We start from the raw sequence: 20,961 nt of genomic DNA, 5'->3' as shown, positions 1-20,961 counted from the left end.
AATGACAGATGCAGGGGAGAGGAAATGATGGTCAGAACGGTTATTATCGATGGAGCGCGCACGCCTTTCGGAAAACTGGGCGGATCACTTCAGCCAAAAACGGCGTCAGAACTCGGAGGCATTGCCATCAGAGAAGCGCTGAAACGGTCAGGTGTCAGGCCTGAGGATGTAGATGAAGTTATTATGGGGACCGTTCTGCAAGGGGGCCAGGGACAGCTGCCGTCAAGGCAGGCGGCAAGGCATGCCGGTCTTCCGTGGGACGTTAAAACGGAAACGGTCAATAAAGTATGCGCATCAGGCTTAAGAAGCGTGACAATGGCGGATCAGATCATCCGCGCCGGCGATGCCGACGTCATTGTCGCAGGCGGGATGGAGTCGATGTCAAATGCGCCTTATACGCTGACAAAAGCGAGATGGGGCCTGAGGATGGGAGACGGGTCTGTTAAGGACTTGATGATCCTTGACGGATTGACCTGCTCATTTACGGGGGTGCATATGGGCTCATATGGAAATTCTGCGGCAAGAGAATTAGAGATTACGAGAGAGGAGCAGGACCGCTGGGCGCTGCGGAGCCATATGCGGGCGGTTCGGGCCGCCGCCTCAGGCGCCCTCGGAGAAGAGATCGTTCCCGTCAACATTCGCGAAAAGCGGGGCGGAGAGCTGACGGTGAAACATGATGAATCCCCGCGCAGCGACACATCGATCGAACGGCTGGCCGCGCTGGCGCCCGTCTTTGACCGCGACGGCACGATTACGGCGGGCAATGCCCCGGGCGTAAATGACGGGGCGTGTGCATTCACCGTCATGAGCGATGAAAAGGCAAAGTCTTTGAATCTGAAGCCTTATGCCGTCATGACGGCGCATGCTTCCATCGCAGTTGAAGCAAAAGACTTTCCGAAAACACCCGGGCTTGTCATCAATGAGCTGCTGAAAAAAACGGGGGCGAAGCTTTCGGATATCAGCCTGTTTGAAATCAATGAGGCTTTTGCGGCGGTCGCTCTGGCAAGCGGACAAATCGCAGGGCTCGATATGGAAAAGGTTAATGTCAACGGCGGCGCGATTGCTCTTGGCCATCCGATCGGCGCCAGCGGGGCAAGGATCCTTTTGACGCTTATGTACGAATTAAAACGGCGCGGCGGCGGTACGGGCATTGCCGCGATTTGCAGCGGCGGCGGACAGGGAGATGCCGTCATGATCCAAGTTTAAAAGGGGGATTTTTCATGAGGGATGATACGATTATGGTCATCGGCGCGGGCCAAATGGGGTCAGGAATCGCGCAGGTGTGCGCCCAAGCCGGCTACAGCGTTTATATGTACGATGTATCAGAAGACCAGATTCAAAAAGGAATGAAACGCATTTCCGACCGGCTCGTCAAGCAGGCGGAAAAGGGAAAGATGCCTCACCATGACGTGAAAGATATATACCTGCGCCTCTCTCCGTCAGACTCGCTTAATGATGCGGGAGAAGCCTTTCTAATCATTGAAGCTGCCGTCGAACGTATGGATGTTAAAAAGGACATTTTCAAACGTTTGGATGAAAAGACGAAAGATACGGCAGTATTGGCATCCAATACATCTTCCTTACCGATTACAGAGCTTGCCTCTGCCACGAAAAAGCCGCAAAACGTGATTGGCATGCATTTTATGAACCCGGTGCCTGTCATGCAGCTCGTCGAGGTTATCAGGGGGCTTGAAACGAGCGATCAAACCTTTGATACCGTCGTTTCTACAGCAGAAAAGCTCAATAAAGTCCCCGTTGAAGTGCACGATTTTCCCGGGTTTATCTCCAACCGCATTTTAATGCCGATGATTAATGAAGCGGTTTTTGCGCTTTATGAAGGGGTTGCCGAAAAGGAGAGCATCGACAGAATCATGAAGCTCGGAATGAACCATCCGATGGGGCCGCTCGCTCTTGCAGACCTGATCGGACTTGATACATGCCTGTATATTATGGAAACGCTGCACAAAGGATTCGGCGATGACAAATACAGACCGTGCCCGCTTCTGAGACAGTATGTCAGCGCAGGGCGGCTCGGAAAGAAAACGGGCAAAGGGTTTTATACGTACGACTCCAAATAAACAGGAGGGGACACCATTGAACCTTCATTTGACAGCTGAACAGCTCGATATGCAAAAGCAGGTCAGGGAGTTTGCAGTACGGGAGGTAGCTCCCTTTGTCCCGGAGATGGAAAAAGGGGAATTTCCAACCGGCATCATAAAGAAAATGGCGGGTCTCGGCTGGATGGGGCTGCCGATTCCGGCGAGGTACGGCGGGGCCGAAAAGGATTTCCTTTCGTACATTATGTTGATTCACGAGCTGTCAAAGACGAGTGCGGTGTTGGGCGCGATTTTATCTGTTCACACATCGATCGTGACGATTCCCGTTCTGTTGTACGGAAATGAACGGCAAAAAGAGCGATACGTCAAAAAGCTGGCGTCAGGACGGTACTTGGGCGCCTTTTGTTTAACCGAACCGAACGCCGGCTCTGATGCGGGAAGCCTCAAAACAAAAGCGGAAAAACGACAGGATCGCTACGTGTTGAACGGTACGAAGGTCTTTATCACAAACGGAGGGGGAGCGGACGTCTATCTCGTGTTTGCCTCAACAAACCCTGAAGCCGGAACGAAAGGCATATCGGCTTTCATCGTTGAAAAAGGAACGCCGGGCTTCCATATCGGAAAAAATGAGGAAAAAATGGGTCTGCACGGATCGCAAACGGTGACCCTGAATTTTGAAAACGCCGTTATTCCATCCGAGCAGCTTCTCGGAGAGGAAGGCCAGGGCTTTAAAATGGCTTTGTCAAACCTTGATGGGGGCAGGATCGGGATTGCCGCCCAGGCTTTAGGAATTGCCGAAGGCGCGCTTTCCGAGGCTTCCGCATTTTTAAAAGCGCACTACCCGGACGGAGAGCTTCACAGCTTCCGGCAGGGGCTCGCCTTCAAGCTGGCGGACATGGCGACAAGGACAGAGGCGGCCAAACTGCTCGTCTACAAGGCTGCTTCATTGAAGGAACAGGGCATGGAAACGAGAAAAGCGGCATCAATGGCCAAGCTGTTTGCTTCTGAAACGGCAATGTTTGTGACGACCGAGGCGGTTCAGCTGCTCGGGGACTTCGGTTATACGAAAGGCTTCAATGCTGAGCGGTATTTCAGGGATGCGAAAGTGTGCCAAATCTATGAGGGAACGAGCGAAATACAGAGAATTGTCATCAGCAAGCAATTATGAGGTGTCAGAGGGGGAGCAAGAGATGAACTTTCAGCTGTCTGAAGAGCATCAAATGATTCGGAAAATGGTCCGCGATTTTGCAAAGCATGAGGTCGAGCCGACAGCAAAGGAGCGTGACGAAGAAGAACGTTTTGATAAAGAGCTGTTCATGAAGATGGCGGATCTGGGATTGACAGGCATTCCCTGGCCTGAAGAATACGGAGGGATCGGCAGCGATTATTTGTCGTACGTGATTGCAGTCGAGGAGCTGTCAAAGGTATGCGCCTCAACCGGCGTAACCCTGTCAGCTCATACGTCGCTTTCGTGCTGGCCCATTTATGCCTTCGGAACCGAGCAGCAAAAACAGGAATATTTAAAACCGATGGCACGGGGGGAAAAACTCGGGGCTTACGGATTGACGGAGCCTGGATCAGGGTCTGATGCGGGCGGAATGAAAACGACCGCCGTGAAAAGCGGTGATGAATACATTTTAAACGGAACGAAGGTCTTTATTACAAACGGTGGTGCAGCAGATGTATACATTTTGTTCGCAGCTCTTGATCCCGAAAAAAGGCAGAAAGGAACAACCGCCTTTATCGTTGAGAAGGAGTTTCCGGGCTTTTCCGTCGGGAAGAAAGAAAAAAAGCTCGGCATCCGTTCGTCTCCAACGACTGAAATCATCCTCGAGGATTGCCGTGTCCCTTTGAAAAACAGGCTCGGCGAAGAGGGGGAAGGCTTTAAAATCGCGATGATGACGCTTGACGGCGGCAGAAACGGGATCGCGGCCCAGGCCGTCGGCATTGCGCAAGGAGCGTTTGAGGCTGCAAAGGCATACGCAAAAGAAAGAAAGCAATTCGGCAAACCGATTGCCGAACACCAGGGCGTGAGCTTCAAACTGGCGGATATGGCGACCGAAATTGAAGCTGCGAGGCTCTTGACATACCAGGCGGCATGGCTCGAATCAGAAGGCCTGCCTTACGGAAAAGCGTCTGCCATGTCAAAGCTTTACGCAGGCGATGCGGCTATGAAGGTGACGACAGAGGCCGTCCAGATCTTCGGCGGATACGGCTATACGAAGGAATACCCTGTTGAGCGTTATATGCGCGATGCAAAAATCACGCAGATTTATGAAGGAACACAAGAGATTCAGCGGGTCGTTATCTCGAAAATGCTGATGAAATGAAGAAAATGCCGCCTTAGCGCCTGGCGGCAGGAAAGCGCCGGCGGACAGGCTTCAACCCTACCGCCGGCTTCTTTGGCATTACCGCCTAAAACAGCCTTCTTTTCATGCGTTTCCCCAGCCTCACGCCTCCTTTCTGTCTTTTGCCTGTGCCTTGTGGTAAAAATTATTGAATTAACGGGAATAAAGGTAGCATAAAGTGTTTTCTTTTGTTTATAATGAGAGGTATGGTTTGTCGTAAAGACATGAATCACATGCTTATTTTCTATGACAAAGATAGTAGATACATACATGAAGATAGAAAGGGAGTGTCTGGTGATGAGTTTGAAACAGTACTCAGAGGAACAGCTAAAGGAAATGTCTTTAGTTGAAATCGCATACGAAATTTTCTCAGACCAAAAAAAACCGATTACATTCCAGGAACTTACAGATAAAGTTTCTTCTTTGCTTGGAGTGGGAAAAGAAGAATTGGAAGACCGCATTGCCCAGTTTTACACGGATTTAAATATCGACGGCCGCTTTTTGGCGCTGTCTGACCAAACCTGGGGCCTGCGCAGCTGGTACCCGTACGATCAGCTTGATGAAGAAACACAGCCGACCGTAAAAGCCAAAAAGAAAAAAGCGAAAAAAGCCGTCGAAGAGGACCTTGATCTCGATGAATTCGAAGAGGTTGATGAGGACGATATCCTTCTTGACGATGCAGAAGCCGACCTCGATCTTGCCGACGATGAATTCGATCTCGATGAAGCCGACGATGATGAGCTGGATGACCTTGAAGATGAGATCCTCGATGATGAAGACGAGGACTTCCTGGACGAAGAAGAAGAAGATTAATATTTGTCCGTACGAAATTCATTTTGAAATCAATCTTGACTTTCCGAGACGAACTATGTAGTATGTATTTTGGGCTCTTCAAAAAGAAGAGATTCGAGTGATACGGACTATCAGCTCCCTTTCAAGAAATTGAAAGGGAGCTTTCTTGTTTTTCCGCCTCCTAATCATTTGAATCATTTAGAAAAGATCTAAATGATTTTTCATAAACGGAGCATTTTAATGAATAAGTGTTAGATTGAAGAGAGGGGTACAGATATGACAAAATACATTTTCGTAACTGGAGGAGTCGTTTCTTCGCTTGGAAAAGGAATCACGGCATCTTCACTGGGCCGCCTGCTGAAAAACAGAGGCCTGAATGTAACGATCCAAAAGTTTGATCCGTATATCAACGTAGATCCGGGAACGATGAGTCCGTATCAGCACGGGGAAGTATTCGTGACCGACGACGGTGCGGAAACCGATTTGGACCTGGGCCACTATGAACGCTTCATCGACATTAACTTGAATAAATACAGCAACGTTACAACCGGAAAAATTTATTCGACGGTGCTGAAAAAAGAGCGAAGAGGCGATTATTTGGGAGGCACCGTACAGGTCATCCCGCACATCACGAACGAAATTAAAGACCGCGTGTTCCGCGCCGGAAAAGAATCAAACGCCGATGTTGTCATCACGGAAATCGGAGGAACCGTCGGGGATATCGAATCATTGCCGTTCCTTGAAGCGATCAGGCAGATCAAGAGCGACATCGGACGCGACAACGTGATGTACATCCATTGTACGCTTGTGCCTTACCTGAAAGCGGCCGGAGAAATGAAAACAAAACCGACGCAGCACAGCGTAAAAGAACTGCGCAGCCTCGGCATTCAGCCAAACGTGATCGTTGTCAGAACGGAAATGCCGATTTCCCAGGACATGAAAGACAAAATCGCGCTGTTCTGCGACATCGATCCGAAAGCCGTGATTGAAGCGGGGGATGCGGAAACGCTCTATTCCATTCCGCTCGACCTTCAGAAGCAAGGGCTTGACGATCTTGTCTGCAGCCACTTGAAGCTGGAATGCAAGGAAGCAGACATGGAAGAATGGAAAATGCTTGTCAATAAAGTGAAGAATCTTTCCAAAACAGCGACGATCGGTTTGGTCGGTAAATACGTCGAGCTTCCGGATGCCTACATCTCTGTGGTCGAATCTCTCCGCCATGCGGGATATGCGTTTGATGCCGACATTAAGGTCAAATGGATCAACGCTGAAGAGGTCACTGATGAAAACATCGCCGATTTGGTGAACGATGTAGACGGCATTCTCGTTCCGGGCGGATTCGGGGACCGCGGAGTTGAAGGGAAAATTGCCGCCGTCAAATATGCCCGCGAGCAAAAGATCCCGTTCCTGGGCATTTGCCTCGGCATGCAGGTGGCGTCAATCGAGTATGCGAGAAACGTTCTCGGTCTCGAAGGCGCGCATTCGGCTGAAATCGATCCTTCAACACCGTATCCGATCATTGACCTTCTTCCAGAGCAAAAGGATATTGAAGATCTCGGCGGAACGCTTCGCCTCGGATTGTATCCGTGCAAGCTTCAAGAGGGCTCTAAAGCGTATGAAGCCTATCAGAATGAAGTCGTTTACGAGCGCCATCGCCACCGCTACGAATTCAACAATGAGTTCAGACAGCAGATGGAAGAAGCAGGATTTGTCTTCTCAGGGACAAGCCCTGACGGCCGCCTCGTCGAAATCATTGAGCTGAAAGACCACCCGTGGTTTGTCGCGTCACAGTTCCATCCTGAGTTCACTTCAAGACCGACAAGACCTCAAGCATTGTTCAGAGACTTTGTGCACGCTTCATTAAAAGCTTCAGAGAAGCTGTAAAACCATAAAAAAAGCCTGTCAACTCGTTTGCTGACAGGCTTTTTTCAGCTTTTGCCGCATATGTAAGGCCGGCCTCATCCATGATTAGTTTCCTATAGGCAGCTATTTTTATTGGTATTCCTGCAAAATTTCCTTTAATGTAAAGGACAGGGCATGATATACGTAAAGGCAGACCATCAGGGACGGAAATCCGAACCTTGTTCCGTCTTCATCCGGAAGAAGCGGCATTTTCAGCTTAGAATCGATATGGACGTCGGCGAATGCAGCGATCGGCGCGCCGTCTTTTCCCGAAGGGGATACGGCCACGAGCCCGATCCCTTTTTCATTCAGCTTTTCCGCCATGTTCAGCTCGTTTTCATCCGCTGAAGCCGCACAGAACATCAGCACTTTGTCCGCCGTTTGAAAAGCCGGCCAGTTTTCTTCATCCTGCGGAAGCGGTTTGACGGAAGGAAACGGTTCAGAACTGTAAAGCGCTTCTTTTAAAATGCCCTCCAATTCATTTTTTCCATATACATAAACCGAGTGGTCGCTGATGACCGCCTGAGCCAACAGCCGGGCTCCGTCTTCGATCGATTGGGCTTCCCCCTCTTGAATCCGATTGAAGATTCCCGACAATTGAGTGGTGAAAATTTTAAGCAAGCTGACTCCTCCTTTTTTACTGTCTGTTCATTATATAACAAAAGAGAATCATGGGAAAAATCCTCTAAATATGTCGCAAACTTAAATTTTTTAATTAAAGGAAAAGGGAAAAACAAAACAGAATAGATAAACTACTGCTTAATTTTGGCGAAAATTATAATTATAGAGGTGTAGAAAAATGAATGAAAAGATTTTAATTGTCGATGACCAGTACGGGATTCGGGTTTTGCTTAATGAGGTTTTCAATAAAGAAGGGTACAAAACCTTCCAGGCCGCAAACGGAATCCAGGCTCTCGATATTGTCAAAAAAGAACGGCCCGACCTGGTTTTGCTTGATATGAAAATACCGGGAATGGATGGAATCGAAATTTTAAAAAGAATGAAAGTCATAGATGAAGGCATCCGCGTCATTATTATGACGGCGTACGGAGAGCTCGACATGATTCAGGAATCAAAGGAGCTGGGCGCCCTGACCCACTTTGCAAAGCCTTTTGACATCGATGAAATCCGCGATGCGGTCAAAACGTATCTTCCCATTAAATCCAACGGCTGACAGAACGAAAAGTTTTTGATCTTGTCACAAGCGATGATGTTGCCGATTTGTCGATAAATTGTTATTCTATATAAGTAGAGAAAAGCTATCTAACGTTTAATGAACAAAACATTTTACATATGGCAGGTTTTTCTGGTCATGCTAGATAGGTGAGGAAGCTTTTTTCGAAAAAAGCAAATCAGGCTACATAAGGAGGACTTTCGACATGCCTTTAGTATCTATGACGGAAATGTTGAACAAAGCAAAAGAGAACGGATATGCTGTCGGACAATTTAATCTAAATAACCTTGAGTTTACACAAGCGATTTTACAGGCTGCTGAAGAAGAAAAATCCCCTGTTATCCTTGGCGTATCTGAAGGTGCCGGACGCTACATGGGCGGATTCAAAACCGTCGTTGCGATGGTAAAAGCGCTGATGGAGGAATACAAAGTGACCGTTCCGGTTGCGATCCATTTAGACCACGGTTCAAGCTTCGAATCTTGCGCCAAAGCGATCCATGCGGGATTCACTTCAGTTATGATCGACGCTTCCCACCATCCTTTTGAAGAGAACGTTGCAACAACTGCAAAAGTGGTTGAGCTTGCTCATTTCCACGGTGTCTCAGTTGAAGCTGAGCTTGGAACTGTAGGCGGGCAGGAAGACGATGTCGTTGCTGACGGCGTCATCTACGCAGATCCAAATGAATGTAAGGAGCTTGTTAAGCGCACAGGCATCGACTGCCTTGCCCCTGCATTAGGTTCGGTTCACGGCCCTTACAAAGGCGAGCCAAACCTTGGCTTCAAAGAAATGGAAGAAATCGGAAAAACGACTGGTCTTCCGCTCGTTCTTCACGGCGGCACAGGCATTCCAACTGCCGACATTAAGAAAGCAATTTCTTTGGGTACGGCAAAAATCAACGTAAACACTGAAAACCAAATCGCTTCCGCGAAAGCTGTTCGCGAAACGCTGGCTGCAAAACCGGAAGAGTACGATCCGCGCAAATACCTCGGACCTGCTCGCGATGCGATCAAAGAAACGGTTATCGGCAAAATGCGCGAATTTGGTTCTTCAAACAAAGCATAATGACATTTTGAAAAACGTCCGCTTCTCCGTGGAGCAGGGCGTTTTCGGGGAGACGCAAGTTTCCCGCCCGGTTAAAAGCCGCCTGGTAGCGACAGGCGGTTTTATCCATATCATCCGGAAAGCGCAAACATGTTCCACAGTTCAGACATTTTCATGACAGGAGGTTTTATCAATATGCTGTTTTTTATTGATACCGCAAATATTAACGAAATCAAAGAGGCTCATTCTCTCGGCGTGCTTGCAGGGGTTACGACAAACCCCAGCTTAGTGGCAAAAGAAAACGTTTCGTTCCATGATCGCCTGCGTGAAATTACCGAGGTGGTTTCAGGTTCCGTCAGCGCTGAGGTTATTTCCCTTAAAGCGGAAGAGATGATTGAAGAAGGAAAAGAACTTGCGAAAATAGCGCCGAACATTACGGTGAAAATTCCGATGACGCCGGACGGTCTGAAAGCCGTTAAAGCGTTGACAGATCTCGGCATCAAAACAAATGTAACGCTGATCTTCAGCGCAAACCAGGCGCTTTTGGCAGCAAGGGCGGGCGCTACTTATGTTTCCCCGTTCCTCGGGCGGCTGGATGACATCGGTCATAACGGCCTTGATCTCATCAGCGAAGTCAAACAGATTTTTGATGTGCACGGTTTGCATACGCAAATCATCGCCGCATCAATCCGCCATCCGCAGCACGTGACAGAAGCTGCATTAAGAGGGGCGCACATCGGCACGATGCCGCTGAAAGTCATTTACCAGCTGGCGAAGCACCCGCTGACTGATAAAGGAATCGAGCAGTTTTTAGCTGACTGGAATAAATAAAGCAAAGAGGCTGAATGTGAGTGGCAAGTGGAGGCGATCCCTCCGTTTGTCACCATTTTGTCTTGCAAAGAGAATTGACGGTTTTAACGCAGAGAACCTTGCCGCGCGAGAGCCCCGCAATATCTTCCTGATAAATTTTGAAATGTGTTGTATTCTTTCTCTTTTAATTGGATAGATTTTGAAAAGAACCATCTATTTTGAGTTAAATCATTGTACGCTCCATTAGCTATCTTCTTTAAGGAAGGAGACGATCATGGAAAAGTTAAATATAGCTGGCGGCGATCCTTTAAATGGAACAGTGCATATAAGCGGAGCCAAAAACAGCGCTGTCGCACTCATCCCCGCGACAATTTTGGCTGATTCGACAGTTACCCTTGAAGGCCTTCCCCACATATCCGATATTCTCACGCTTCGAGATCTGCTGAGGGAGATCGGCGGGAATGTTCATTTCGAAAAGGGAGAAATGGTCGTTGATCCTGCACCGATGATCAGCATGCCCTTGCCGAACGGGAAAGTCAAACAGCTTCGGGCTTCTTACTACTTGATGGGAGCGATGCTCGGCCGCTTTAAAAAGGCGGTTATCGGCCTTCCTGGAGGCTGCCATCTCGGTCCGAGGCCGATTGATCAGCATATCAAAGGTTTTGAGGCGCTCGGAGCAGAAGTGACGAATGAACAAGGTGCGATTTATTTGCGTGCAGAGGAATTAAAGGGCGCGAGAATTTATCTTGATGTCGTCAGTGTTGGAGCAACGATCAACATTATGCTGGCTGCAGTACTCGCCAAAGGCAGAACCGTGATTGAAAATGCTGCGAAGGAACCGGAAATCATCGATGTCGCCACCCTGTTAACGAGCATGGGGGCAAAAATCAAAGGAGCCGGAACGGATGTGATTCGCATCGAAGGCGTCGAATCTCTTCACGGCTGCCGCCACTCGATTATTCCGGACCGGATTGAAGCCGGGACCTTCATGATTGCAGCTGCTTCCATGGGGCAGGAAGTGCTGATTGATAATGTGATACCCACGCATTTGGAATCACTGATCGCCAAGCTTCGCGAGATGGGCGTTCGAATCGAGGAGAGCAGCGAGCAGATCCTGATGATCGGCGGACAGAAGGAGCTGAAGCCGGTCGACCTTAAAACGCTCGTGTATCCGGGATTCCCGACGGATTTGCAGCAGCCGATGACTTCGCTTTTAACGAAGGCAAACGGGACAAGCGTTGTCACCGACACCATTTATTCCGCGCGCTTTAAGCATATTGACGAGCTGCGGCGGATGGGTGCATCGATGAAGGTTGAGGGAAGATCGGCGATCATTACGGGGCCAGTTCCCCTTCAAGGCGCAAAAGTAAAAGCGAGCGATCTCAGAGCCGGAGCCTGTCTCGTCGTGGCCGGACTGATGGCGGAAGGAATCACCGAAATTACTGGTCTTGAACACCTTGACAGAGGATACAGCATGCTCGAGGAAAAGCTGACAAACCTCGGTGCGACGGTCTGGCGCGAGAAGCTGACAGATCAGGAAATTGAGCAGCTCCAGAATTCCTAGCGGATGAAAACAACGAATGATCATACACAAACCGATTTTAGGGTGAGAGGAGATTAGATAGGAATGGAAAGAAGCTTATCAATGGAACTTGTACGTGTAACGGAGGCGGCGGCGCTGAAGTCGGCCCGTTGGATGGGAAGGGGTAAAAAAGACGAAGCGGATGACGCGGCCACAAGTGCCATGAGGGATGTATTTGACACCATTCCGATGAAGGGGACGGTCGTCATCGGGGAAGGCGAAATGGATGAAGCTCCTATGCTTTATATCGGAGAAAAGCTTGGGAACGGCTATGGCCCCCGTGTGGACGTAGCGGTTGACCCCCTTGAAGGGACAAATATCGTGGCGAGCGGCGGCTGGAATGCTCTCGCCGTTATCGCTGTAGCAGATCACGGGAATTTGCTCAATGCGCCTGACATGTATATGGATAAAATCGCCGTGGGCCCCGAAGCGGTCGGCTGCATCGATATTGAGGCGCCTGTGATTGATAATTTGAAGGCCGTGGCGAAAGCGAAAAACAAAGATATCGAAGATGTCGTAGCGACCATTTTGAACCGTCCGCGCCATGAGAAGATCATTCACGAACTCCGGGAAGCCGGCGCAAGGATCAAGCTGATCAATGACGGCGATGTAGCCGCAGCGATCAACACTGCTTTTGACCATACGGGCGTTGATATTTTATTCGGATCAGGAGGCGCGCCGGAAGGGGTTTTATCCGCAGTTGCCCTGAAAGCCCTCGGAGGAGAAATCCACGGGAAGCTGCTTCCGCAAAATGAAGAAGAGCTTAAACGATGCGAGAAAATGGGTCTTGATACGTCAAAAGTGCTTCGGATGGAGGACCTCGTCAAAGGCGATGATGCGATTTTTGCCGCGACGGGCGTGACGGACGGAGAGCTGCTGCGCGGCGTCCAATTTAAAGGATCTGTCGGAACCACGCACAGCGTCGTCATGAGGGCAAAATCAGGAACCGTCCGATTTGTAGACGGAAGACACAGTCTCAAGAAAAAACCGAACTTGGTCATCCGGCCTTAAAGGGAAAGAAAAAGCGGGGAATATTAACCCGCTTTTCCCCTGTATATAGCCATATGAATTGAACGAATATCGATCCTCTGATACAATTCAGGCAGCCTTCGTTTTCAAAACAGGGTCATCTCTATCAATTTTATGTCAAAACACAAATCAAGTTGAATATGATCGTCAAATAAGGTAAAAATAAAGAGTGCTGCGAAATTTGTTCCGGGCACCCCGAAGAGGGAGCCAAAATTCCTGCCGCATCAACACGATATGCGATAAAATCTTCTCTTGTTTCAGTCCTCGCTTCTTTCTCGACCATACTTATAATCCTTTTCAATTCGACGATATATATGGGTGGAAGCGTTGCCGATAGAAGCTGAATCGGCTGTATCAATAAAATCGTCTCTTTTAGTATGCTAATGGGACGAAAGCAAATATTTATGAAGCGTGGTGTTCTTAGTGAAAGATGTATCCATTTCATCTTTGGAAAATATGAAATTAAAAGAGCTGTATGAGCTGGCAAGGCACTATAAAATCTCGTATTACAGCAAACTGACAAAAAAAGAGCTGATTTTTGCCATTCTGAAGGCCAATGCCGAACAGGAAGATCTTCTGTTTATGGAAGGCGTCTTGGAAATCATCCAGTCGGAAGGCTTTGGATTCTTGAGGCCGATTAATTATTCCCCGAGCTCAGAGGATATCTACATTTCCGCATCCCAAATCCGCCGTTTCGATTTGAGAAACGGTGATAAAGTATCCGGGAAGGTCCGACCTCCAAAAGAAAATGAACGGTACTACGGTCTGCTCCACGTTGAAGCCGTCAACGGAGATGACCCCGAATCAGCCAAAGAACGCGTGCATTTTCCGGCCTTAACGCCTCTGTACCCGGATCGCCAAATGGTGCTGGAAACGAAGCCTAATCATCTGTCAACACGCATCATGGACATGATGGCGCCTGTCGGCTTTGGCCAGCGCGGTTTAATTGTCGCTCCGCCTAAAGCGGGTAAAACGATCCTGTTAAAAGAAATCGCTAACAGCATCACGACCAATCATCCGGAAGCAGAGCTGATCGTGCTTCTGATTGATGAAAGACCTGAAGAAGTCACCGATATTGAACGCTCTGTGGCCGGTGACGTTGTCAGCTCGACGTTTGACGAAGTGCCGGAAAACCATATTAAAGTGGCCGAACTCGTATTGGAACGTGCCATGAGGCTCGTCGAGCATAAAAAAGACGTCGTCATTTTAATGGACAGCATTACAAGACTGGCCCGCGCGTACAATTTAGTCATTCCGCCAAGCGGCAGAACCTTGTCAGGGGGAATTGACCCAGGGGCATTCCACCGTCCGAAACGCTTCTTTGGGGCAGCCCGGAACATTGAAGAGGGCGGAAGCTTAACGATATTGGCAACAGCTCTCGTCGACACGGGTTCACGCATGGATGACGTCATTTATGAAGAGTTTAAAGGAACAGGCAACATGGAGCTTCACCTTGACCGTTCTCTTGCAGAAAGAAGAATTTTTCCTGCCATTGATATCCGCCGTTCGGGTACGCGCAAAGAAGAGCTTCTCGTTCCGAAAGAACATCTTGACCGCCTGTGGTCCATTCGCAAAACGATGTCAGACACGCCGGACTTTGTCGAGAAATTCATGAGAAAAATGAAAAAAACCAAATCAAATCAGGAATTCTTCGATATGCTGATCCAGGAATGGAAACAGTCCAACATGTCAGCTGCAAGACGCTAAACTTTCGTTTGCAAAACATCCGGAACGCTGTTATAATTCTATCATGTGCGTTCCGGAGATTTTGTCCGGAATAATAACTCTGTTTCCGAATTGGATTCAGGGCGGAAGGAGATGACAGACATGAAAGCAGGAATTCATCCTAATTTCAAAAGAGCAACAGTGAAATGCGCTTGTGGAAACGAATTTGAAACAGGTTCAGTAAAAGAAGAGGTACGCGTTGAGATTTGTTCTGAATGCCATCCGTTCTACACTGGCCGCCAAAAATTCGCTTCTGCTGATGGTCGTGTTGATCGCTTTAATAAAAAATACGGTCTTAAGTAATAATAGATACTACCAACAGGCAGGAATTGTTTCTTGCCTGTTTTTTACGTGCCGAAAATCGCTGGAGAGGGGTTATAGTTGAATGTACGTCATGAAGCAAAGCGGCTGGCTCGAACTCATCTGCGGAAGCATGTTCTCGGGCAAATCGGAAGAGCTGATCCGCCGGGTCAAAAGGGCGACCTTTGCAAAGCAGGAAGTGAAAGTGTTCAAGCCTGCGATCGATAATCGCTACAGCCGCGATTCCATCGTGTCTCATAATGGGACAGCCATTGTGTGCCACTCAATCACGTCTCCAAAAGAAATATTCGAACACATTAGCGAAAAAACGGATGTGATCGGCGTTGATGAAGTGCAGTTTTTTGATGAAACGATTGTCACAGCTTTAAACACCCTTGCCGATCAAGGTTACCGCGTCATTGCCGCCGGACTTGATCAAGATTTTCGCGGAGAGCCGTTCGGCGTTGTACCGGATCTCATGGCTTTGGCGGAAACGGTGACAAAGTTGCAAGCAGTATGTTCTGTATGCGGCTCACCTGCAAGCAGGACACAAAGGCTGATCAATGGAAAACCGGCCTCATATCACGATCCGATTATTCTGGTGGGCGCATCTGAAGCGTATGAAGCGCGCTGCCGTCATCACCATGAAGTTCCGGGTAAACCTGAATAGATTTTTTCAGGGAAACATCAAATACGTTTTGCAGAAAAAAATGGGGGAAAACACTTGGTAATAACAAGTGTTTTTTTTATTGAGTCCATATTATGGGATTAAGTGTAATTAAAAAACTTATTTAAGAATACGAAAAAATTATCTAATTTTCATCGCTTGAATTATGACAAAAGCAGGCATAAAATGACTTACTGTAGTAACAAAAATGTAAATAGATTTTAGGTATTGTTCAGATTATTGTCAAAAACGCGCGTACACATTTGACAAATCCAAGTGGAGAAGACAAATGCCTCTATCAGTCAGAGTAATTATTTCACCTTATTAACATTTTGAGAAAGAAGGTAATTAGCGTGAATAACATGAAAAGAACGAAGGAAGGATACTTAGAAACTTCTTTAAGAGGAAAAGACGTACTATCGATTCCTGCGTTAAATAAAGGGGTTGCATTTTCTCCTGAAGAGAGAAAGGATCTCGGCCTTGAAGGTTTGCTGCCTCCAACAGTACTTAGTCTTGACCAGCAGGCGGAACGTGCTTATGAACAATTTTCGAAACAGCCTGACCGTCTTCGCCAAAACGTATACTTAAACGACCTTCAAAACCGAAACGAAGTTCTATTTTATAAATTATTGCAAAATCACCTGCGCGAAATGCTTCCGGTTGTTTATACACCGACTGTCGGGGAGGCGATTCAAGAATACAGCCATGAATATCGCAGACCGCACGGTGTCTATTTATCTATCGATGATATTGACGGCATTGAAACAGCGTTTAAAAACCTTCAAGCTTCAGCCGATGATATCGATTTGATCGTTGCAACAGACTCTGAAAGCATTCTCGGCATCGGCGACTGGGGTGTCGGAGGCATCAATATTGCGATCGGTAAGCTTGCCGTTTACACAGCAGCAGCTGGAATCGATCCAAATCGCGTAATTCCGGTTGTGCTTGATGTCGGAACGAACAACGAAAAGCTTCTGAACGATCCGTTATACATCGGAAACCGCCATCCTCGCGTAGAGGGCGAGCGCTATGACGAATTCATAGATGCTTATGTCAACACAGCATTAAAATTATTCCCTAATGCGCTTCTGCACTGGGAAGATTTTGGGAATAAAAACGCCCGCAAAATTATGGGTAAATATACTGATAAGATTTCAACGTTTAATGATGATATCCAAGGAACAGGTGCGGTTACGCTGGCGGCTGTTTTAGCGGCTGTTAAGAGAACCGGCACATCATTAAAAGATCATCGCGTCGTCATCTTCGGACCGGGTTCAGCCGGAATCGGAATTGCTGATCAGATCCGCGACACAATGGTTCTTGAAGGGCTGTCTGTTGAGGAAGCAAATCGGGCGTTCTGGACAGTCGATTACAGAGGATTGTTAGTCGAAGGCATGGACGATATCCGCGACTTCCAAGAACCATATTTGCGCAAAACGGACGAAGTGGCTGACTGGAAACGCAACGAAAAAGGCGAGATTTCTTTCGAAGAAGTCGTTCGCCAAGTGAAGCCGACGATCTTAATCGGAACATCCGGTGTGGCGGGAGCCTTCACTGAAGAAATCGTCAAAGAAATGGCGGCTCATACTGAACGTCCGGTTATTATGCCGATGTCCAACCCGACACCGCTTGCTGAAGCTGTTCCTGAAGACCTGTTCAAATGGACTGACGGAAAAGCGCTGGTCGCAACGGGAAGCCCGTTCGAGCCTGTCAATTACAACGGTGTAGCGCACGAAATCGGACAATCCAACAACGCTTTTGTATTCCCTGGACTGGGACTTGGAACGATCGTCGCAAAAGCGAAATTGATTACCAACGGAATGTTTGCAGCATCCGCAAATGCAGTTGCAAAAATGGTTGATAATGAGAAGCCTGGCGCAGGGCTTCTTCCAAAAATTGACGATCTCCAAGCCGTGTCCATTCAAGTGGCAATAGATGTTGTCAAAGCAGCTATTGAAGACGGAGTGGCACAAGTTCAGCCGGAAGATGTCGAAAAAGCAGTGCGCGATGCAATGTGGCGCCCGGAATACAAAACAATTGTTGCAAAACGCGACTAATATTTTTGATAGAGGAAATGATAAATGTAAATTCGGCGGCTGCGGCAGATATCCTGTTCGAACGCCGCCGTTACAAAACGGCTGAGGTCTTTGGACATTGCGTCCATGGCCTAAAGCCATTAAAGAGGGATCGGCAGCTTTGGACTCGCCTCCAAAGACCGCCGTTATTAAGTCCTTAAATAGGACAACATAGAGGAGGAAACAGCTGTGAGCTTTTTAAATATTTTAATCCTCCTTGCGCCAATATTTTTTGTTATTGCGCTGGGATGGTTTGCGGGTCATTTTGGAAGTTATGATGCTAAATCAGCAAAAGGGGTAAGTACGCTCGTTACGAAATATGCGCTTCCTGCTCACTTTGTGTCAAGCATCTTATCTACGCCGAAAGATAAATTTTATAGTCAAATTCCGTTGATGATTTCATTGATTGTCGGTATCGTCGGTTTTTACGTCATTATTTTACTTATTTTAAGATTTTTGTTTAAATACGATTTAACGGATGCTTCAATGTTTTCATTAAACTCTGCCCAGCCGACATTCGCTTTTATGGGAATTCCTGTTTTGGGAAGCTTGTTCGGAATGCAGGAAGTTGCGATTCCGATCGCGATTACAGGAATCGTCGTCAATGCAATGCTCGATCCTTTGGCAATTATCGTAGGTACTGTAGGGCGTTCGTCTAAAAAACAAGACGAAAACAGCAACGAGAGCATTTGGAAAGTGACAGGAAAATCCATTTTGCACGGTTTGTCTGAGCCGCTTGCTTTTGCGCCGCTCGCAAGTATCATTCTTGTACTATTAGGTCTGCAAATTCCTGAATTGCCGCAGAAAATGCTTGATATGCTCGGAGACACAACGTCTGGTATCGCTCTGTTCGCAGTCGGTGTAACAGTCGGTATCCGCAATATCAAATTCAGCGTGCCTGCATTGAGCATCGCCTTGTTAAAGGTCGCTGCCCAGCCTGCCTTAATGTTTGTGATCGCCATGATTTTCGGTTTGTCTTCTGCCGACCTGACAAAAGCAGTGCTTCTTGTCGCATTCCCTGGTTCTGCAGTGGCTGCGATGATCGCTACAAACTTTGAAAGCCAGGAAGCGGAAACGGCATCTGCATTTGTGATCAGTGCGGTGCTGTCGATTATTTCACTGCCGATTTTAATCGCAATTACCGCTTAAAATAAAAAGCTTGCGAGCCGGTTACCGGCCTTGCAAGCTTTTTTTCTTTAAAAAGAGAAGATCGACTTAAACCTGCTTTTCGTTTTTTCTTCCCGTCTCGGGGGCGTGTCTTTTTCGATTTTACTGTTTTCCAATTCGCGTATTTTGAGTTCGAGTGCTTTGATGTGCTCCCGTTCTTCTTCGAGTTCGCGCCTTTGTTGAAGAAGCTGATAACTGACGACATCATCCGCTTTCTGCTCCAGCTTTCTTTCGAGTTCTGCGATTTTTTTCTGGAGCAGTTCCCGTTCAAGCTGTTCATGCCGCAAAAAGCGCTGCACCGTTTCTTCGATGGCTTGGCTGACGTGTTCCGGGGCGTTCGGCTGATCGGCATCATGCCTTTTGACCAGGAACCTTTTTTTAGGCCGATTCACCGTGACATCCTGCATAGGGGTTCCGTTTTTGAGCTGCTCTTTTACATCTTCCAAAACCGCGATGTCGTCATCAGTAAAGAAATAGTGGCCGAGCTCGTTTCGGGAAGCGGGCAATTGCAGATGTTTGACCCAGCGCTGCACCGTTTTTGTTGAGACGCCGAGTTTCTTTGCCGCATCGGACGTATTCATGGTCATTCCTCCTTTTGAATCTGTAGCTTTAATCTAACAGGGGTATTCGACCCGAATGGGAAGCTTCCTTCCCGTTAGACAAAAGAAGAAGGGATTCGGCAAAGAAATCGGTTTTTCTCCAGACTGTCCAAGCCTTATGCTTCATACAGCTCGAGAGGCAGGCCGTCGGGATCGGAGAAAAACGTAAACCGTTTGCCGGTTTCGGGGTCGGTGCGGACTGCTTCTGCCGTTATGCCTTTTTCCAGCAGTTTTGAGACGGCATGGTCGAGGTCGTCTGCCGCAAAAGCCAAATGGCGGAGGCCGGCCGCTTCAGGACGTGTCACGCGTTCAGGCGGATTCGGAAACGAAAACAGTTCAATGACGTACCGGCCGTTTAATGCGAGATCGAGCTTATGCGAATCTCTGTCTTTTCGATAAGTTTCGGCGATGATCTCAAGGCCGAGCTTGTCGACATAAAATGCTTTTGAGGCTTCATAATCTGAGCAGATAATGGCGATGTGATGGATCGATTTCAGCATGGGAAAAGCTCCTTTTTTCTTAACAGTATAACAAATCCTATGATTTGCCATGTGGTTTTGACGGGGAAGCCCCCCTATACTATAATTAGAATGTTACGCACAGCAAACAGAGGTGAAGAGCGTGTTAGACCGTTTAAAATCAATAGAAGACCGTTACGAAAAATTAAATGAACTGTTAAGCGATCCGGAGGTCGTAAACGATCCGAAGAAGCTTAGAGAATATTCAAAAGAACAATCTGATCTGCAGGAAACAGTTGAGGTATATAGACGTTATCGAAACGCATCCGAGCAGCTGGATGATGCGAAGGTGATGCTTGAAGAAAAGCTTGATCAAGAGATGCGCGAGATGGTAAAAGAAGAGATTTCAGAGCTGCAGGAAGAAATCGAAACGCTGACAGACAAGCTGAAGGTCCTGCTTATTCCGAAAGATCCGAACGATGACAAAAACGTCATTATGGAAATCCGCGGCGCGGCTGGCGGTGAGGAAGCGGCTTTATTTGCCGGAAACCTGTACCGGATGTACACCCGCTATGCCGAGCTGCAAGGCTGGAAAACAGAAGTGATGGAGGCCAATGTGACCGGCACGGGCGGCTATAAAGAGATTATTTTTATGATCAATGGAAACGGCGCGTACTCAAGGCTTAAGTATGAGAACGGTGCACACCGCGTACAGCGTGTTCCTGAAACCGAATCCGGAGGGCGGATCCATACGTCGACGGCAACCGTTGCCTGTCTCCCGGAAGCGGAGGAAGTCGAAGTCGAAATCCATGAGAAAGATATTCGCGTCGATACTTTCGCCTCAAGCGGACCGGGGGGACAAAGCGTAAACACGACGATGTCCGCCGTCCGCCTGACGCACATTCCGACGGGGGTTGTCGTCTCATGCCAAGATGAGAAATCACAAATTAAAAACAAGGAAAAAGCGATGAAGGTATTGCGCGCGCGGATTTATGACAAATTCCAGCAAGAGGCGCAGGCTGAATATGATCAAAACCGTAAATCGGCGGTCGGTACGGGAGACCGTTCCGAGCGTATCCGCACGTACAATTTTCCGCAAAACCGCGTGACGGATCACCGCATCGGCCTTACGATTCAGAAGCTCGACCAAATACTCGAAGGCAAGCTTGATGAAGTGATTGACGCCCTGATTGTTGAGGATCAGGCAAGCAAGCTTCAACAGTCGGAGAGCTAA

General features: G+C 48.0%; 20 protein-coding genes. 17 read left to right on the top strand and 3 right to left on the bottom strand.

All coding sequences use genetic code 11. The features are described 5' to 3' along the window. Window positions 1-27: 27 nt before the first annotated feature. From NSQ39_RS18980 to NSQ39_RS18955, 6 genes are all read left to right on the top strand, one after another. Entirely contained in the window at window positions 28-1,206 is a 1,179-nt protein-coding gene (locus NSQ39_RS18980; RefSeq protein WP_175076707.1) for an acetyl-CoA C-acetyltransferase, read from the top strand. A 14-nt stretch (window positions 1,207-1,220) separates the two neighbouring features. Further along, the gene (locus NSQ39_RS18975; protein WP_046130276.1) at window positions 1,221-2,078 is read left to right on the top strand and encodes a 3-hydroxybutyryl-CoA dehydrogenase; all 858 of its coding nucleotides are present in this window, start codon (window positions 1,221-1,223) and stop codon (window positions 2,076-2,078) included. Window positions 2,079-2,094: 16 nt separating this feature from the next. Then, window positions 2,095-3,225 carry an acyl-CoA dehydrogenase family protein gene (locus tag NSQ39_RS18970; protein ID WP_272901856.1) on the top strand — a complete coding sequence of 377 codons (1,131 nt, stop codon included), beginning with the start codon at window positions 2,095-2,097 and terminating at the stop codon, window positions 3,223-3,225. Between the two features lie 22 nt (window positions 3,226-3,247). Continuing rightward, entirely contained in the window at window positions 3,248-4,387 is a 1,140-nt protein-coding gene (locus NSQ39_RS18965; protein WP_175076680.1) for an acyl-CoA dehydrogenase, read from the top strand. A 315-nt stretch (window positions 4,388-4,702) separates the two neighbouring features. After that, window positions 4,703-5,218, top strand: a complete 516-nt coding sequence (gene rpoE, locus NSQ39_RS18960) for a DNA-directed RNA polymerase subunit delta (protein WP_046130279.1) — start codon at window positions 4,703-4,705, stop codon at window positions 5,216-5,218. A gap of 255 nt (window positions 5,219-5,473) precedes the next feature. Beyond that, entirely contained in the window at window positions 5,474-7,081 is a 1,608-nt protein-coding gene (locus NSQ39_RS18955) for a CTP synthase (protein WP_175076681.1), read from the top strand. 108 nt (window positions 7,082-7,189) lie between these two features. Here NSQ39_RS18955 and NSQ39_RS18950 read toward each other — a convergent pair whose 3' ends face one another. Further along, the gene (locus NSQ39_RS18950) at window positions 7,190-7,720 is read right to left on the bottom strand and encodes a DUF2529 domain-containing protein (RefSeq protein WP_175076682.1); all 531 of its coding nucleotides are present in this window, start codon (window positions 7,718-7,720) and stop codon (window positions 7,190-7,192) included. A gap of 178 nt (window positions 7,721-7,898) precedes the next feature. Between NSQ39_RS18950 and spo0F the strand changes: the two genes are divergently transcribed. The 10 genes from spo0F (at window position 7,899) to NSQ39_RS18900 (ending at window position 18,652) form a co-directional block, all read left to right on the top strand. Further along, on the top strand, window positions 7,899-8,273 hold the full coding sequence (gene spo0F, locus NSQ39_RS18945) for a sporulation initiation phosphotransferase Spo0F (protein WP_046130282.1): 375 nt from the start codon (window positions 7,899-7,901) through the stop codon (window positions 8,271-8,273). A gap of 205 nt (window positions 8,274-8,478) precedes the next feature. After that, entirely contained in the window at window positions 8,479-9,336 is an 858-nt protein-coding gene (locus tag NSQ39_RS18940; protein ID WP_046130283.1) for a class II fructose-bisphosphate aldolase, read from the top strand. 174 nt (window positions 9,337-9,510) lie between these two features. Further along, window positions 9,511-10,146: a fructose-6-phosphate aldolase gene (gene fsa / locus NSQ39_RS18935; RefSeq protein WP_175076683.1), complete on the top strand. Its 636-nt coding sequence runs from the start codon at window positions 9,511-9,513 to the stop codon at window positions 10,144-10,146. A 253-nt stretch (window positions 10,147-10,399) separates the two neighbouring features. Then, entirely contained in the window at window positions 10,400-11,689 is a 1,290-nt protein-coding gene (locus NSQ39_RS18930; protein ID WP_046130286.1) for a UDP-N-acetylglucosamine 1-carboxyvinyltransferase, read from the top strand. Between the two features lie 63 nt (window positions 11,690-11,752). After that, window positions 11,753-12,718, top strand: a complete 966-nt coding sequence (gene glpX / locus NSQ39_RS18925; protein WP_046130287.1) for a class II fructose-bisphosphatase — start codon at window positions 11,753-11,755, stop codon at window positions 12,716-12,718. Window positions 12,719-13,159: 441 nt separating this feature from the next. After that, the gene (rho, locus tag NSQ39_RS18920; protein WP_046130289.1) at window positions 13,160-14,443 is read left to right on the top strand and encodes a transcription termination factor Rho; all 1,284 of its coding nucleotides are present in this window, start codon (window positions 13,160-13,162) and stop codon (window positions 14,441-14,443) included. 120 nt (window positions 14,444-14,563) lie between these two features. Next, window positions 14,564-14,764: a 50S ribosomal protein L31 gene (gene rpmE, locus NSQ39_RS18915; RefSeq protein WP_006639435.1), complete on the top strand. Its 201-nt coding sequence runs from the start codon at window positions 14,564-14,566 to the stop codon at window positions 14,762-14,764. 82 nt (window positions 14,765-14,846) lie between these two features. Then, a complete protein-coding gene (locus NSQ39_RS18910) occupies window positions 14,847-15,431 on the top strand; it encodes a thymidine kinase (protein ID WP_175076684.1) in 585 nt (194 codons plus the stop codon). Window positions 15,432-15,781: 350 nt separating this feature from the next. Next, window positions 15,782-17,485 carry an oxaloacetate-decarboxylating malate dehydrogenase gene (gene malS / locus NSQ39_RS18905; RefSeq protein ID WP_046130291.1) on the top strand — a complete coding sequence of 568 codons (1,704 nt, stop codon included), beginning with the start codon at window positions 15,782-15,784 and terminating at the stop codon, window positions 17,483-17,485. 207 nt (window positions 17,486-17,692) lie between these two features. Beyond that, complete coding sequence (locus tag NSQ39_RS18900; protein WP_046130292.1) at window positions 17,693-18,652, top strand: AEC family transporter; 960 nt, start codon at window positions 17,693-17,695, stop codon at window positions 18,650-18,652. Between the two features lie 47 nt (window positions 18,653-18,699). On the opposite strand, the gene racA is transcribed toward NSQ39_RS18900, so the two are convergent. After that, the gene (racA, locus tag NSQ39_RS18895; RefSeq protein WP_046130293.1) at window positions 18,700-19,251 is read right to left on the bottom strand and encodes a chromosome-anchoring protein RacA; all 552 of its coding nucleotides are present in this window, start codon (window positions 19,249-19,251) and stop codon (window positions 18,700-18,702) included. A gap of 134 nt (window positions 19,252-19,385) precedes the next feature. Continuing rightward, the gene (gloA2, locus tag NSQ39_RS18890; protein WP_046130294.1) at window positions 19,386-19,769 is read right to left on the bottom strand and encodes an SMU1112c/YaeR family gloxylase I-like metalloprotein; all 384 of its coding nucleotides are present in this window, start codon (window positions 19,767-19,769) and stop codon (window positions 19,386-19,388) included. A gap of 121 nt (window positions 19,770-19,890) precedes the next feature. Between gloA2 and prfA the strand changes: the two genes are divergently transcribed. Further along, window positions 19,891-20,961, top strand: coding sequence for a peptide chain release factor 1 (gene prfA, locus NSQ39_RS18885; RefSeq protein ID WP_046130295.1), 1,071 nt, complete (start codon window positions 19,891-19,893; stop codon window positions 20,959-20,961).

The sequence above is a fragment of the Bacillus sp. FSL W8-0848 genome (assembly GCF_038007805.1).
In the GTDB taxonomy this organism is placed as follows: Bacteria; Bacillota; Bacilli; order Bacillales; family Bacillaceae; genus Bacillus; species Bacillus glycinifermentans.
Note: the sequence above shows the minus strand (reverse complement) of the source record. Positions and strands in the feature narration are given on the sequence as shown.

Bases quoted from the DNA above. Each gene is read 5' to 3' on its own strand.
- spo0F (WP_046130282.1), top strand. From the start codon at position 7,899: ATGAATGAAAAGATTTTAATTGTCGATGACCAGTACGGGATTCGGGTT.
- NSQ39_RS18975 (WP_046130276.1), top strand. From the start codon at position 1,221: ATGAGGGATGATACGATTATGGTCATCGGCGCGGGCCAAATGGGGTCA.
- NSQ39_RS18965 (WP_175076680.1), top strand. From the start codon at position 3,248: ATGAACTTTCAGCTGTCTGAAGAGCATCAAATGATTCGGAAAATGGTC.
- rpoE (WP_046130279.1), top strand. From the start codon at position 4,703: ATGAGTTTGAAACAGTACTCAGAGGAACAGCTAAAGGAAATGTCTTTA.
- glpX (WP_046130287.1), top strand. From the start codon at position 11,753: ATGGAAAGAAGCTTATCAATGGAACTTGTACGTGTAACGGAGGCGGCG.
- NSQ39_RS18940 (WP_046130283.1), top strand. From the start codon at position 8,479: ATGCCTTTAGTATCTATGACGGAAATGTTGAACAAAGCAAAAGAGAAC.
- NSQ39_RS18955 (WP_175076681.1), top strand. From the start codon at position 5,474: ATGACAAAATACATTTTCGTAACTGGAGGAGTCGTTTCTTCGCTTGGA.
- fsa (WP_175076683.1), top strand. From the start codon at position 9,511: ATGCTGTTTTTTATTGATACCGCAAATATTAACGAAATCAAAGAGGCT.
- NSQ39_RS18980 (WP_175076707.1), top strand. From the start codon at position 28: ATGGTCAGAACGGTTATTATCGATGGAGCGCGCACGCCTTTCGGAAAA.
- NSQ39_RS18930 (WP_046130286.1), top strand. From the start codon at position 10,400: ATGGAAAAGTTAAATATAGCTGGCGGCGATCCTTTAAATGGAACAGTG.
- racA (WP_046130293.1), bottom strand. From the start codon at position 19,251: ATGAATACGTCCGATGCGGCAAAGAAACTCGGCGTCTCAACAAAAACG.
- NSQ39_RS18910 (WP_175076684.1), top strand. From the start codon at position 14,847: ATGTACGTCATGAAGCAAAGCGGCTGGCTCGAACTCATCTGCGGAAGC.
- rpmE (WP_006639435.1), top strand. From the start codon at position 14,564: ATGAAAGCAGGAATTCATCCTAATTTCAAAAGAGCAACAGTGAAATGC.
- gloA2 (WP_046130294.1), bottom strand. From the start codon at position 19,769: ATGCTGAAATCGATCCATCACATCGCCATTATCTGCTCAGATTATGAA.